This window comes from Mesorhizobium sp. M0571, from assembly GCF_040320985.1.
GTDB lineage: Bacteria > Pseudomonadota > Alphaproteobacteria > Rhizobiales > Rhizobiaceae > Mesorhizobium.
This window is the reverse complement of record NZ_JAMYQT010000085.1, coordinates 1-14,100: the sequence shown is the minus strand read 5'-3', so window position 1 is coordinate 14,100 and position 14,100 is coordinate 1. Positions and strand designations below refer to the sequence as shown.

Below are 14,100 nucleotides of genomic sequence, written 5' to 3'. Positions count from 1 at the left end.
TTATGTGCACGTTGCCGTGGCGCCGGTCGTCACGCACACCAATCCCGTCGGAATCAACGATACAGGCTCTGCGACCTGGCCCAGAAGCCGCTTCCACGACATGACCACCGCATCCTATGCGGAAGTTCGCCCCAGGCGCTGGCACACCCCGAGACACAAATCCCCATAGGCAATCGTCTGCGGCCCGCGGGTTCCTGCATGAGAGACTTTCGTACGCCTGACGGCACCCGAAACCCTTCAGCAAAGTCAGTCGTTGCGACCTCACGGTCGGACCGTCCTGAATAGATGGGAAGCGGAAGTACCAGGAATTGTCATCTTTGGCAGGATAGAGGACCAAACCTGACATTCGATGATGCGTGTAAGCGAAAATCCAAATTTCCGGAATCTTGCGGATCTTCGCTGGGGTGCCGCCTCAGGTCGTACCAAACATGCGCGCCACCCCGCGAAACGTCGCCTCAGTCGAGGCTGGCCGGCGACGAGAACGGCCGATTGGCGTCCACCACGAAGATGGCCAGCTCATCAAGAGCGGTTGTGCCGGCGCTGAACACCTCCATCGGCATGTCGACCCCGTGTCCGACCATGGTCGTGCCGGCTTCGGCATAGCTCACCCCGTGGGGCGTTCTTTGGCCGAGCTTGCCGCCCCAGCACATAGAAGGCCTCCGGTCCCGGATGTGTATGGATCGGCGTCTTGGCACCGGGCGCTCCACCGGCACGGTTGACGCGCAGCAAATACTCGCTCGCACTGATCGGCGGAACGGGCCCGATCTCGACGACCTTGGTCCCGGCAGGAGTGGTGCCATCCTTCGGTCCGAGCGTGAACAGCCAGACCTTGCAAAATCATGGTTCTGATGCGTAGTCGCAGTAATGGAAGGTGGCGAGATAGCCGGGGAGTACGCGCATGAACTCCTGTTGATGGGTCCAAGCTCTGCACTCGGCCATGGAGGTCATGGGTTTCACGTCGGGGAGCCTGATTAGCTCCCCTGGTTGGTCAGAAGGATTGTGACAGCGATGGCGGTGAACATGGCCCGGTTATCCATCGACTTAAGGCTGGCGACACAATAACCGCCGGGGTTGGGACGGACGTCGTCTGAGGCAACCTCGTTGACATGGTCAGGGCCACAGAATCTCCCGATGCGGGAATCCGCTTTTGCAGCCGTTTGCGCTGCCAAAAGAAGAGCGAGAGCGATGATGAGCTTGGTGCGATTCATGTCGTCCTCCGTTTCATCCGGTGCTGCTGGGATCGCTTGGAGGCGAAGACCGAATGGGCTAGAGTAGGAAGCGCGCCAGGAAGGTGAAATGTCCCGAACGGCCCCTGAAATTGACCTGAAATCTGCTGAAACGATCACGTTCCGCGGTTTTTTCTTCCTGACGAAAAGCAGAGAAGTCCGGACCGCCGAAGGTAAGGCGGTCAATCTTCGCAGCCAGTCCGCCGAGGTGCTCTCCGTGCTCGCGGCGCGACCGGGCGAGATCGTGTCCAAGGATGCGCTGATGCAGGCGGTTTGGCCCGATACCTTCGTGACCGACGACAGCCTCACTCAATGCATTGCCGATATTCGCCGCGCGTTGGCGGACGACGCGCATGTGATCGTGGAAACCGTCCCAAAGAGAGGCTACCGACTGAATGCCGATCCATCGGACGCGGCGGCCCCAAACGCCGCAGCCGGCATGGAACGTGCCAAGACACGATTCTCGCAGCGCGGCTTCATTCTGGTTGCAGTCGTTCTCGTCGCGGCAGCGGTCGGCGCATACTACGGCACGGAAGCATGGCGAAGCGCTCCGGCTCGTTCGAGCGACATGCCCAGGATTGCGATCCTTCCCTTCGACGACTTCAGTGCAGGTGGGGACAAGGGATATCTCAGCGATGCCGTTGCCGAGGGGATCATCACCGAGCTGGCGCGGAGCAAGACTTATGCCGTCATCGCCCGGAACTCGAGCTTCAGGTACCGCGGTAAGCCGGTCGACATCAGGCAGATTGGCAAAGAACTCGGCGTCGACTACCTGCTCGAAGGCAGCCAGCAGAAGATCGGACACCGGCTGAAAGTGACCGCCCAGTTGCTGAATGCGCATGACGGATCGCATGTCTGGGCCAACACCTACAACCGGGAGATCGGCGATCTTTTCGTCGTCCAGGAGGAGATCATCCGCACGCTTGCGGCTCGGGTCGGGCAAAGGATCGAGCGACCCTTGCCACAGAGCGACGCCGCCCGGGTTAGCGCGCTCCGTTATCTCCTGATGGGGTCTGCAGCGAACGAAAAGGATTTTTCTGCCGCGGGGAACGAACTGCTGCGGCAGTTCAGCCTCAAGGCGATTGAAGCGGATCCGAACTCCCAATTCGGCTATATCGGGCTGGCTTGGTCCTATCGCTTTGACTCGGTATTCTGGCACAAGCAGGAAAACAACCCCGACGAGGCGTTGAAGCGGGCCGCAGAGTACGCCGACAAGGCCATCGTGCTCGCTCCGGACGATGCCAACGCGCATCAAATCCGCGCCCAAATCCATAGTGAAGCCGGAGAGATCGAGCAGGCCATTGCGCAGTTCGATCAGGCGATCGCCCTGAACCCCAGCGCCTCGAATATCCTCGAGGGCAGTGCGGCCCCGCTGCTCTTTGCCGGCCGCACCGACGAAGCGATCGATCGGATCGAGCAGGCCAAAGGCATCGATCCCTTCTACCCCGACTGGTTCAACTGGGACATGGGCTGGGCGCTCTATGAAAAGAACGATTGCGGGGCTGCGCTGACGGCGATGCGGAAAATGTCCCCAATCCCGATCGGCGCACACCGAATGCTTGCGGGGATCTACGCTTGTCTGGGAAACCAGCGGGAGGCAAAGGAAGCGCTTGCGTTTTTCCTCAAAGACTCGCCCGGCGACTCCATCAGCAAACAACGCAAGCAGTGGGAGAAGAATTGGACCGCCCCCGGACCCCTCGAGCGCTGGATCGGACACATGCGGTTCGCGGGCTTGCCGGAGTGACGGCTGACCGCATGCGGGCCCGGCTGAAGCCAAATGGCCGCAAAAACCGTTGAAGCCTTTGTGGTGTGTTGTGGGCGCTGGTTGCCCCTCAAAGCAGGATCATCCTTCGCAAGGAATATTGGGTGCGGGAAAGTCGGCAATGGGGGCCGACTTGCGCCATAGTGCGCTCGCACCCCAACTTCTGGAACGGGCCCGACGGCTGCCGTTCATCGGCGATGCCTCGAACTTCCGCAGATGGCGCAAGGCGGTCCGCACTACGCTGGACGCAAGGGTCGGCTTTCTTGCCCAGTCATCCTGAAAGCCGACGGTCCACTTCCGGCCCGTTGCGGCGATTTCGGGATCGGTCGATGGCTGGGCTGCTTTGTGCCGGCGGTTCGACGCGCCGCATCGTCCGAAAGAAGCCGGAATGCGTCTAACGCTAGCTTGGCCGACCGATCCACCGCACGATTTCATAGGCAGGCATCGGGCGGCGAAAACCCTTCAGCGTCAGTTCGCCAACAAGAACGGATTCGACCAGCGACTCGACAGCTCCGAGGACCCGTTGGCTAACAAGAATCTGGCGCGATTTGGCCTCCTCGCACAATCGGGCGGCATGGTTCGACACAGTGCCGATGACGGCATAGTCCGAGCGCTGATCAAAACCGATGCGCCCGATGGTTGCGTGGCCCCTGGCGATGCCGATCCCAAAGCCAAGCAAATAGTCCCGCTTGCGCCATCGCTCTGAGTGCTCGTCAATCGCGTCGCGCATCGCAGCAGCCATTGAGACAGCTCTCTCGCTGTGGTCGGCGCATGGCAGTGGATCGTTGAAAACCACGACGATCCCGTCGCCCACGAACCGCTCGAGAGTCCCCTCGTGGCGGACAATTTGTTCACCAAGACAGGAATGATACTCGGCAAGAACTGTCATGACTTCTTCGGGTTCGGCGGTCTCTGCGAAGGCCGTAAAGCCGCGCAAATCGCAAAAGACAACGGTCACCTCGCGACGGTGGCTCTGCAAGAGCGCATCTCCATTGCCCGCCGCAACGATGAGGTCGGCGACCTGCGCGGGCAGAAACCGTCGGAGCCGGCCCATTCGCTCGATCTCGGTCACCTGCTCCGCCACGGTCTGCTCGAGCGAGCGGTTCCAATCGGAAAGCTGCGCGGCCTGATCCTGAAGCTGTTGGGCCTGGCTTGCGACGGTGTCGTGAAGCGCCTTCTGGCGCAGCATCGAGCGCACCCGCGCCAACAGCGCCCTTTGCTCGAAGGGCTTTGTCAGGTAGTCGTCACCCCCGGCGTCCAGCCCCTCGACAACATCACGCGTATCGGCCTTCGCGGTGACGAGGATGACCGGAATCGCCTGCAGGGAGATGTCCTGCTTGAGCAGGCGAACCACGCTGATACCGTCCAGCTTCGGCATCATGATGTCGAGCAGGATCAGATCCGGCGTGAGTTCGCGAGCTTTTGCAAACCCCTCTTCACCATCGGCGGCGGTCGCCACTTCGTAGCCATTCGCCTCGAGGCGCATGCGCAGGATCTCGAGGTTCTCCGGAGTATCGTCGACTGCGAGAATGCGAGGCGGATCGTGCAAGGCGCTGCCTCCCTCAAGAAAGGAACCCGCGAATCTCGGAAAGCAGCTGGCGCGGACTGAATGGCTTGGCAATGTAACCATCGCACCCAGCAGCAAGGGCTTTCGCCTCGTCGCCCGACAGCGCGTAGGAGGTGACCGCGATAATCGGAATGTGCCGCAGCGCCGGGTCGGCCTTGATGCGGCGGGTCGCTTCATACCCGTCGATCACCGGGAGCTGAATGTCCATAAGGATCAGGTCTGGCCTGTGCGCTCCCGCTGCAGCGATGCCGGCGGCGCCGTCCGCCGCCTCGATCAGTTCGTATTCGGTGGTGGCAATGAGATCGCGGATGATCTGGCGGTTGTCCTCGGTGTCTTCCACCATAAGGATTCGTTTGCTCATGCGGCCCTCACGTCCTCATTCACCCAGATTGGTACCTTGAGACGGAATGTCGACCCTGACCCGATCACGGACTCGACGTCTATGGTTCCGCCATGCATTTCGACGATGCGCTTCGAGATCGCCAGGCCAAGACCTGTGCCACCCTTCTGCCTGGTGCTGCTGTTGTCGACCTGCTGGAATTCTTCGAAGATGAGAGCCTGGTCCTTGGACGCGATGCCGGGACCGGTGTCTCGGACGGTGATCTCGAAGTGCCCGTCGACCGCATCGGCAAGAATGTCGACCGCACCCGTTTCGGTGAACTTGACGGCATTGCCTACAAGATTGAGCAGGACCTGCGTCAAACGGCGCTCGTCCCCGCGGCCGAATGGAAGGTTCTCGGCAACAGTCGTTGAAAGCTCAAGACCCTTCGCTCGTGCCAGCGGTTCGACAGCCGTAACGGTCGATCGAACAATCTGCGCGATGGAGTAGTCCTCGATCGCCAGCGTGAGCTGGCCGGCTTCGATCTTGGAAAGGTCGAGTACGTCATTGATGAGCCCGAGGAGGTGACGGCCGTTCGCCTGCACGCGCGCGACGGTCGTCTTTGCCTTGTCCGGGAGTTCGCCGTAGATGCCGTCGACCAGCAGTTCTGTGAAGCCCAAGACCGAATTGAGCGGTGTCCTGAGCTCGTGGCTCATATTCGCGAGGAACTGTGACTTGTGGCGGCTAGCTGCCTCCAGCTCCCGGCCTTTCTCCTCGATCTCGCTGAACAGCTTGGCATTCTGGATCGCGAGCACCGATTGGGCAGCGAAGGTCTCCAGCAGGTGGACAACTTGCTCATGGAAGGCACCTGGCTTGTGGCGCCTGACGACCAGTGCACCGACGATCTTGTTGGGCCTCAGCAGCGGAACGATCAGGATACCGCGATATCCGGCGTCGACGATCGTCTTTCTTACAAGGAAGGATGAGGTCTCCTCGCTGAGGTCGGGAAACTGCACCGGCATGCAGCGCCCGGGCGCGTCGCCGATCCCCATGTCGGCCAGCCCGATCGTCTGGTGCGAGACTGCGGCGATAAGCTCATCGCTCATACCGAAGTTTGCGCGCGGACGGAATTGCTGCCGCGTGCTGCTGAACACGTAGATGGTGCCAGCATCCGTTTCCGACAACTGGACCGCCTTGGCAACGATCGTCTTCAGCACCGTGTCGAGATCCAGCGTCGAATTGACTGCCTTGCTCACCTCACCAAGCGCCTCGAGCTCACCAACAGACGCGGCAAGCTCGCGCGTCCGTGACTGCACCGCCTCGAAGAGCCGCGCATTCTCGATGGCGATCACCGCCTGGTCGGCGAATGTCTCGACGAGCGCGATCTCCTTGGGGTTGAAAGGTTGCGGCTCAACCCTCGTCATGACGAATACGCCAACGAGATCACCTTCCCGCAACAGCGGGGCAGCGAGGACGGTGCGGAATCCGCCTGCCTCAGCGATCAAGACAACGCGGTAGTCCGGATCAGCGGTCACGTCTTCGATTTGCACGATCCGCCGTTCTTCGATTACGCGCCCTACGGCGGAGCCTCGGCCTGCGGCAAGCTCTGGAAGTGGATTGGCGTCGACATAAGCACGGAAGCTGGGCGGGTAGCCATGCGTCGACACATAGCGGAATACGCCATCAAGCAACTGCACGATACCACCCTTGTCGGCACGGCAGAGCCTGACAGCCGATTCCACCAACGTATCGAGCACGACCTGCAGATCGAAGGTAGAGCGGCTGATGACCTTCAGAACGTCTGCAGTGGCTGTCTGCTGCTGAAGGGCTTCGTCGAGCTGCTGGGTGCGCGTCTCAATCTCCTGATACAGGCGCCCCAGCTGGTCGGAGGTCCGGTTGACGTTAGCGGCGAGCACTCCAAGTTCGTCGCGATTGGCGACGGCAACCTGTTGGGCGAAGTCGCCGGCCGCTATCTGGCTGAGACGCGTCTCGATCTTCTTGACCGGTTCGATCAACGACCAGGAGATGATGTAGCCGAGCCCCAACGCCAGCAGGATACTGCCCACCGCAAACGAGACCACGATCAGTCTGGACGTGCCGTACGCACCCTCGGTCGTTTCGATGGCCGCCACCATGTCGGCTTCCGCCATGTTGACCAGCTGGTTTGTCAGCCGCTCGAGGCGATCAGCCGACGGTATGATTTCATCAAGCTGAACCTTGCGCGCCTCCCCGGTATTGCCGGCGCGAATGAGTTCGGCCACATGCGTCACGCCGGCCGTCAGCCGTTCGTACTCTTGCCTGACCTGGCCAAGCACTTCCACCTCGGCTTTGGCGACGAACTCCATGCGGTCGAGGTCGTAGCCGAACTGATTGAGCTGGCGCAGCGCCGCATCCAGCATCCGGTCGTCCTGAAGCAACAGGGCGGTGGAGATGCCGTAGAGCTGGCTGGTCGTATCGTGCTGTACCTGGCGGTAGGCCGCGATCCTGCGCTGCAGCTTGATCAGCTCGTTGGTCTGATCGTTGACCCCACTCAGCACCTGCAACCCGACGGCCCCGAGCACGATCAGCAGGCCGACGATCGACAGGAACGCGATCAAGAGCTTGGTCTGGACGCGCGCCGGCAGCCGGGCAACCCAGCCAACGAGCCGGTTCGTTATGCTATTTGGATTCGTCCAAGAGGCTGACAAGGTCATCCCGGAACTCCTCCAAGTCGAACCGGACGCCAAGATACTGTACTCGCAAGATGCCATTGGGGTCTACGAGCGACGTCAACAAGGTATGGTCGACATCTCCGTTCGCCGCCTTCTTCGCGATGACCCCGTATTTCCGTCCCACCTCATGGACGACCGCCGGATCGCCGGTAAGAAACGACCAGCCCTTCAGATCGGCGCCAAAATTCTGCGCATATTCCTTCAAAACATCGGGCGTGTCGCGCTCCGGGTCGACGGTGATCGAAACAAAGGCGATTTGGGGTCCGAACGCACTACCCAACTTTTCCTGCACGCTGGCCATATGGGCGGTCAGCATGGGGCAGACGTCGGTACAGTACGTATAGATGAAGGCGATGGCGACCACCTTGCCGCGGAAGTCGCGCAGCGACACCGGCTTGTGGTCCTGCGATATCAGCGTGAAATCCGGTGCAGCGCCCATCATCGGCAGGCGCTCGCTGTTCCCAGCGTGCGCTGACGCTTCGTGCGCAGAGGTGTGCGCAGGCTCAGCGACGAGGGCGAGGAGCAGCAACGCGCGCGTCGGCCAGCGGCTCACGTCTTCATCTCGCGCTTGAGCTCCTTAAGGAAACGCCAGTCGGTGCCGCGGTCCAGAACCTCCTGTGGCCTCATCGTGACCGCATTTGTCTCCTGCATACGCAGCGCATAGAAACGCAGGGAATCCTCGGGGTCATATTCGCGCCATTTGTCGTAGCGTATGTCGGAACGGATAGCCTGAAGCGTGTAGTCGGTGGCGTAGCCTATATCGACCGCACTTTTCGCAACCGCTTCCGGATTGGTTATGCAGAGGTCCACGGCCTTGAGTAGGGAGCGCATGACTCGTTTAGTCGCCATCGGGTAACGTCCTGCGTAATCTGCGGTGCTCGCGAGCATGCAACAAAAATACTGCGACCATGGTTTGTCGATCGCCGTGCTGACAAGTACATGGCCGAGCTTTCGCTCGCGCGCCTGCTGGGGCGTGGGCGGTCCGCCGAGGAACGCATCGATCTTACCCTCCGCGAGGCTTTGAACCGCATCGGGGGTTACGAGAGTTTCGAAATCCTTTGCCGGATCAAGGCCAACATAGGAAGACATCACATTCAGCAACAGATACTGGATGGTGCTGCCATCCACTCCGACCGTCTTACCCTTCAGATCAGGGATGCCAACGACCCGATCGTTTGCGATCAGCTCAAGACAGCCGACATGCAAGCCGGTCAAGACTTTTATCGGCGCGCCTTTTGCGATGTTAAGCACATGCGCGAGCGGGTAGTTCCAGTCGAAGTCGATCTCGCCGTGGCCGATCCAGTCCGACGAATCCGGGCCGGTGCCCGAAGACACGAACTCAACGTCGGCCAAGCCTTCGGCATGCAGAAGCTCGGTGGCCGCATACATCGGCGATTGGCAGTCCGAGACCTTGGCGAACACCGGCAACCGGACTTTCGTCGTCTCTGGCGCCGGCTCGGCGAGCGCCAGCCTCGGGGCTGCGACTAATCCCGCGGCACCCGCCGCGATGCCGGCCATGAAGCGGCGGCGGTTCTGGATGATGTGCATGACGTTCTCCTCTTCAGCGGTCCTTCGCGCTGCGCCTTTCACGTCTTCAGTTCGCGCTTGATCTCTTCGAAGAAGTGGAAATCCGTCCCTTTGACGATGATCTCCTGCGGGCTCGACTTGATCATGCCCGTCTCCAGGAGGCGCAGCGCGTAGAAGCGCACCGAGTCTTCAGCATCGTATTCCCGCCACCTGTCGTGCCCGGTGTTCTGCAGAGTGGTCAGCGCAACGTCGTAGCTCGGCAGAAAGCCTCGATCAACCACCGCGCGGGCGGCCGATTTCGGGTTCGACACGCAGAATTCGACAGCCTGGAGGATGGCCCGCAGCACGCGCTTGGTGGCGACCGGATACTTATCGACATAGTCGGTCCGGCCGGCGAGCATGCAACAAAAATACTGCGACCAAGGACGGTCGATAAGATTGCTGAAGACCGTGTGACCTACCTTCTTGTTCCGAACCTCGGAGTATTGGCTGGTGTCTACCAGGAAGGCATCGACCTTGCCGTCGATGAAGTTCTGCATGAGCGAGCCGTTCTCCTGGACGCCTACGACCCACTCAACATCGTGGTTGGGATCGAGCCCGACATAGTTGATCAGCAGTTGGAGAAACACCTGCGGGTGGTCGTTCATCGCCCAGACCCCCACCCGCTTGCCCTTTAGGTCGGCAACGCTGTTGACGCGATCGTTCGCTCGCAACTCCCAGCAGCCGGAATGCACGCCGGCCAGGATCTTGACGGGCACCCCGGCCTCGACGCTGCGGATGTGCATCGGCGGCATGTTGAAGTCGAAGTCCGTCTCACCCGCTGCAATCCATTCGCTGCTGTCGAAGTACTTTTGATTACCTTGCACGTACTGGACATCGGTCATACCGCCGGCGCGGAGCAGTTCGCCAGCGAGGTAGAGCGACTCCCAGCAGTAGGCGCCTCCGACCCACCGGCCCAGCCGGACACTGGTCGTCTCGGGCTCCGGCTCGGCAAACGCCAATCTCGGGGTTGCGACAATTCCCACGGTGCCGGCTGCCAGGCCGGCCATGAAACGGCGTCGATTCTGAATGATCCGCATGTCACGCTTCCTCCCTGGGACAAAGCAGGCTCAGGTTTTCAACTCACGCTTCAGCTCCTCGATGAAGCGCCAGTCCGTTCCATCGGCGATGATCTGCTGTGGGCTCGACTTGATCATGCCCGTTTCGTGCATGCGCAGCGCATAGAAGCGCATCGAGGCTTCGGCATCGTAGTCCCGCCAGACGTCGTACCGCGTGTCGCTCAGCGTTTGCAGCGCGATTTCGTAGCTGGGGACGAAACCTCGATCGACCATCTGCGCTGCACTCCATGCGGGATCCGAAATGCATAGGTCGGCGCCCTTGACGATGGCTCTTAGCACGCGCTTGGTCGCCACCGGATATCTGTTCACGTAGTCCGCAGCGGCCGAAGTCATGCAGCAGAAGTACTGCGACCAAGGGCGGTCGAGGGTCGTGTTGAGGATCGTGTGGCCGATTTTCTTCGCGCGCAGTTGCTGCGTCTCCGGCGGCGTGAAGAGATATGCATCGAACTTCCCGTCGGCGAAGGCTTCCACCGGCTTGCTTTCCTGGACCCATTCGATGTCGTTGACGGGGTCCAGTCCGATATAGGCGGCCATCAGGGCGACCAGCACGCGCGACGGCGCATCGATGTCGTGCATGCCCACCCGCTTGCCCTTGAGGTCCGGGATGCCTTGGATGCTGTCGTTGGCGATCAGCTCGAGGCACCCGGAGTGCAGACCGCCAAGCACCCTGATTGGCACGCCGGCGTCGATCGACGCGACATGGACCGGCGCGTAGTTCATGCTGAAATCCGTGTCGCCGCGTGCAATCCACACCGCCTGATCGACTTTCACGTCGCCCTGCACGTAGCGGACGTCGGTGAAGCCCTCCGCTTTGAGGAGCTCTCCGGCCAGGTACATCCCCGCCCAGCAGTAGGCACCATCGATCCACCGCGGCAAGCGGACGGAGGTCGTTTCAGGGGGTGCCTCGGCCCAAGCGTCAGTCGTTGCGCCGATGAGACCTGCAGCGCCTGCTGCCGCAGCACCGGCCAGGAAGCGGCGGCGGTTCTGGATGATCTGCATGGGGTTCTCCCTCCCATTGAAAATGGCACGAGGCTGGCTGCCCCTCACGTCTTCAACTCGCGCTTCAACTCGTCAAGGAAACGCCAGTCAGTGCCGGTGGCGATGATCGTTTGCGGGCTCGACTTGATCATGCCCGTTTCGTGCATGCGCAGCGCGTAGAAGCGCATCGAGGCTTCGGCATCGTAATCCCGCCACCTGTCGTACCGGATGTCGTGCAGCGTTTGCAGCGCGTAGTCGTAGCTGGGCACGAACCCTCGATCGACCATCTGCTGCGCTACCAATGGCGGATCCGACGCGCAGAGGTCGGCGCCCTTGAGGATGGCCCTGAGCACGCGCTTTGTCGCCACCGGATGCCTGTCGACATAATCCGCAGTCGCGGAAATCATGCAGCAGAAATGCTGCGACCAGGGCAGGTCGGTGGTCGAGTTGAGGATCGTATGGCCTACTTTCCTGGAGCGAAGTTCCTGCGTGCGGGGCGGTTGGCCGAGGACTGCATCGTATTTTCCTTCGACGAAGCCTTCCGCAAAATTGTGTTCTTCGATGACCCATTCGATGTCGTTGACGGGATCGAGCCCAACATAGGCGGCCATCAGAGAAACCAACACGTATTGCGGCGAATCAAGCGTAAAGACCCCAACCCGCTTTCCCCGCAGGTCCGAGATGCCTTTGACGCTGTCGTTGGCGATCAGTTCGAGGCACCCGGAGTGCAGTCCGCTTAGTACCCTGATCGGCACTCCTGCATCGATCGACGCCAGATGAATCGGCACGTAGTTCACACTGAAATCCGTCTCGCCGTTTGCGATCCACGCCGAATGATCAACCTTCTTGTCGCCTTGCACATAGCGGACATCGGTGAACCCCTCGGCGCGCAGCATTTCTCCGGCGATGTACAGGCCCGCCCAGCAATAGGCGCCGCCGATGTACCGCGGCAGGCGGACGGAAGTGGTCTCCAGCGGCGGCTCGGCCCGGGCTTGTGTTGCGGTGCCGATAAGTCCTGCGGCGCCGACGGCCGCAGCGCCGGCTAGGAAATGACGGCGGTTCTGGATGATCTGCATGGGCTTCTCCTTCCCAAGGAAAAAGGCACAACGAGTCAGCCAGCTGCTCAGGTTTTCAGCTCACGCTTCAACTCGTCGAGGAAGTGCCAGTCCGTTCCGTTGGCGATGATCTGTTGCGGGCTCGATTTGATCATGCCCGTCTCCTGCATGCGCAGTGTGTAGAACCGCAGGGAGTCTTCAGGATCGAATTCCCGCCAGCGGTCGTAGCGGATATCCTTGAGCGTTTGGAGCGCGTAGTCATGCGACGGGACGAAATCGCGATCGACCATCTGCCGGGCCACCCACTGCGGATCCGACACGCAGAGGTCGGCGGCCTTGAGGATGGATCGCAAGACCCGCTTGGTCGCCACCGGGTACCTGTTCACGTAGTCCGTGGTGGCGGAGATCATGCAGCAGAAATACTGTGACCATGGGCGGTCGACGGCATTGTTGAGGATCGTGTGGCCGATCTTCTTGGCGCGCAGCTCCTGCGGCTGGGGCGGCGTCCCAAGGAATGCGTCGATCTTCCCTTGGATGAAGAGTTCCGTGGGCTTGACGTCCTTAGTCAAGACCCATTGGATATCGTTCACGGGATCGAGCCCGACATACGCGGACATGAGCGTCAGCCACATGTGTCGCGAGTTATTGAAACCATCCACGCCCACCCTCTTGCCCCGCAGATCCGTGACGCTGCGGATGCTCTCGTTGGCGATCAGTTCGAGGCATCCCGAGTGCAACCCGGTTAGCACCTTGATCGGCACGCCAGCGTCGATCGACGCGATCTGATTCGGCGGAAAGTTCACAGAGAAATCGGTCTCACCGCGTGCGATCCATTCCGATTGGTCGACGCTTCTGTCGGCTTCTATGTAGCGAACGTCGGTGAAGCCCTCTGCGCGCATCAGTTCTCCGGCGATGTACGCGCCTGCCCAGCAATAGGAACCACCAACCCACCGCGGCAGACGAACCGTGGTCGTTTCCAGCGGCTCGGCGTGGAGTGACTCCGGAAGACCGACGATACCGGCAGCGCCTGCCATTGCAGCGCCGGTCAGGAATCGGCGGCGGGTTTGCAGAATCTGCATCAAGCGCTCCTCTTCCGATTTGCAAAAGGCAATTCTGGCCGGAACCGAGCAAAAGAGGTTTCGGCAGAGGCAGATTGTCTCGTGAGCGCAACGAGTAGTTGTGGATTCTAGCGCGCCCAGTCCGCTGCGGGAGTCTTGCGCTCTCAGTCGCCGGCTCATTTATTAGCAGCCGACGATATGCCAACGATACGCCCAATTTGCGTAGGTTGCGAGCGCAAAGCTTACTACGCCAAACGTCCCGCCAGCACCTCGCTGTCAGGGAGACTGTTTGCGCGATTGCGAATGGCCACTTCGAGTTCACTGCGGCCTGCATCGGGTCAGCTTCAGACCCTGGTCTCACCGGGCTGAACGTCCGCTATCGTTCTTCGGACACCAAAAGCCGCCATTCCGCGCGCGGCCCAAAGGCGACACTTGGACGTTTGGCTCGGCGAGAACAGCTCTTGGCGCAAGCACGACAACGCTGAAGTCGTTTCGGTTCCCCGTAAGAAGGGCCACTTACAAAGTGGCCAAGTCCGCGTCGTGCGATACGCACTGAGATACAAACTGTGATACAAATCGCTATGGAATTCTAGAAAAAATCCTTTAAAATCAACTCGCTAGGCGGTGCGGCATTGCATCTCGACCGCACCATCAAATTCGAAAGCGGAATCTCTAACGTAAGCGCCACGCCGCTCCCCTCGTGCGGGGCATGAGGTGACTGTGCGAAGAATCCCCCCGATCGCGAGAGACGGAGGGCCTACGTGGGAGCAGACGGCAAA

General features: G+C 60.7%; 13 protein-coding genes. 2 read left to right on the top strand and 11 right to left on the bottom strand.

Annotation, left to right across the window (positions count from 1 at the left end):
- Window positions 1-455 precede the first annotated feature (455 nt).
- A complete protein-coding gene (locus NKI85_RS36015; protein ID WP_352532565.1) occupies window positions 456-650 on the bottom strand; it encodes a hypothetical protein in 195 nt (64 codons plus the stop codon).
- A gap of 321 nt (window positions 651-971) precedes the next feature.
- Entirely contained in the window at window positions 972-1,208 is a 237-nt protein-coding gene (locus NKI85_RS36010; RefSeq protein ID WP_352780588.1) for a hypothetical protein, read from the bottom strand.
- 88 nt (window positions 1,209-1,296) lie between these two features.
- Between NKI85_RS36010 and NKI85_RS36005 the strand changes: the two genes are divergently transcribed.
- Together NKI85_RS36005 and NKI85_RS36000 are read left to right on the top strand one after the other, a co-directional pair.
- Window positions 1,297-2,970 carry a winged helix-turn-helix domain-containing tetratricopeptide repeat protein gene (locus NKI85_RS36005; protein WP_352780586.1) on the top strand — a complete coding sequence of 558 codons (1,674 nt, stop codon included), beginning with the start codon at window positions 1,297-1,299 and terminating at the stop codon, window positions 2,968-2,970.
- Between the two features lie 139 nt (window positions 2,971-3,109).
- Window positions 3,110-3,268, top strand: coding sequence for a hypothetical protein (locus tag NKI85_RS36000; RefSeq protein WP_352780584.1), 159 nt, complete (start codon window positions 3,110-3,112; stop codon window positions 3,266-3,268).
- 120 nt (window positions 3,269-3,388) lie between these two features.
- Here the strand turns inward: NKI85_RS36000 and NKI85_RS35995 are convergent, their stop codons facing one another.
- Genes NKI85_RS35995 through NKI85_RS35955 form a run of 9 tightly spaced genes read right to left on the bottom strand, consistent with a single transcriptional unit; the run spans window position 3,389 to window position 13,342 of the window.
- A complete protein-coding gene (locus tag NKI85_RS35995; protein WP_352780590.1) occupies window positions 3,389-4,537 on the bottom strand; it encodes an adenylate/guanylate cyclase domain-containing protein in 1,149 nt (382 codons plus the stop codon).
- 13 nt (window positions 4,538-4,550) lie between these two features.
- A complete protein-coding gene (locus tag NKI85_RS35990) occupies window positions 4,551-4,916 on the bottom strand; it encodes a response regulator (protein WP_352449187.1) in 366 nt (121 codons plus the stop codon).
- The gene (locus NKI85_RS35985; protein ID WP_352780582.1) at window positions 4,913-7,567 is read right to left on the bottom strand and encodes a GAF domain-containing protein; all 2,655 of its coding nucleotides are present in this window, start codon (window positions 7,565-7,567) and stop codon (window positions 4,913-4,915) included. Before NKI85_RS35985 ends, NKI85_RS35990 begins: the two co-directional genes overlap by 4 nt.
- Window positions 7,533-8,138 (bottom strand): SCO family protein, encoded by a 606-nt coding sequence (locus NKI85_RS35980; protein ID WP_352449185.1) that lies wholly within the window; start codon window positions 8,136-8,138, stop codon window positions 7,533-7,535. Before NKI85_RS35980 ends, NKI85_RS35985 begins: the two co-directional genes overlap by 35 nt.
- Window positions 8,135-9,133 (bottom strand): ABC transporter substrate-binding protein, encoded by a 999-nt coding sequence (locus NKI85_RS35975; RefSeq protein ID WP_352780580.1) that lies wholly within the window; start codon window positions 9,131-9,133, stop codon window positions 8,135-8,137. The genes NKI85_RS35980 and NKI85_RS35975 overlap by 4 nt, the downstream gene beginning before the upstream one ends.
- Before the next feature lie 38 nt (window positions 9,134-9,171).
- Window positions 9,172-10,161, bottom strand: coding sequence for an ABC transporter substrate-binding protein (locus NKI85_RS35970; RefSeq protein ID WP_352780579.1), 990 nt, complete (start codon window positions 10,159-10,161; stop codon window positions 9,172-9,174).
- A 60-nt stretch (window positions 10,162-10,221) separates the two neighbouring features.
- Window positions 10,222-11,229 (bottom strand): ABC transporter substrate-binding protein, encoded by a 1,008-nt coding sequence (locus NKI85_RS35965; RefSeq protein ID WP_352780578.1) that lies wholly within the window; start codon window positions 11,227-11,229, stop codon window positions 10,222-10,224.
- A gap of 44 nt (window positions 11,230-11,273) precedes the next feature.
- Window positions 11,274-12,284: an ABC transporter substrate-binding protein gene (locus tag NKI85_RS35960; protein ID WP_352780577.1), complete on the bottom strand. Its 1,011-nt coding sequence runs from the start codon at window positions 12,282-12,284 to the stop codon at window positions 11,274-11,276.
- Between the two features lie 47 nt (window positions 12,285-12,331).
- Window positions 12,332-13,342 carry an ABC transporter substrate-binding protein gene (locus NKI85_RS35955; RefSeq protein ID WP_352780576.1) on the bottom strand — a complete coding sequence of 337 codons (1,011 nt, stop codon included), beginning with the start codon at window positions 13,340-13,342 and terminating at the stop codon, window positions 12,332-12,334.
- Window positions 13,343-14,100: the final 758 nt, after the last annotated feature.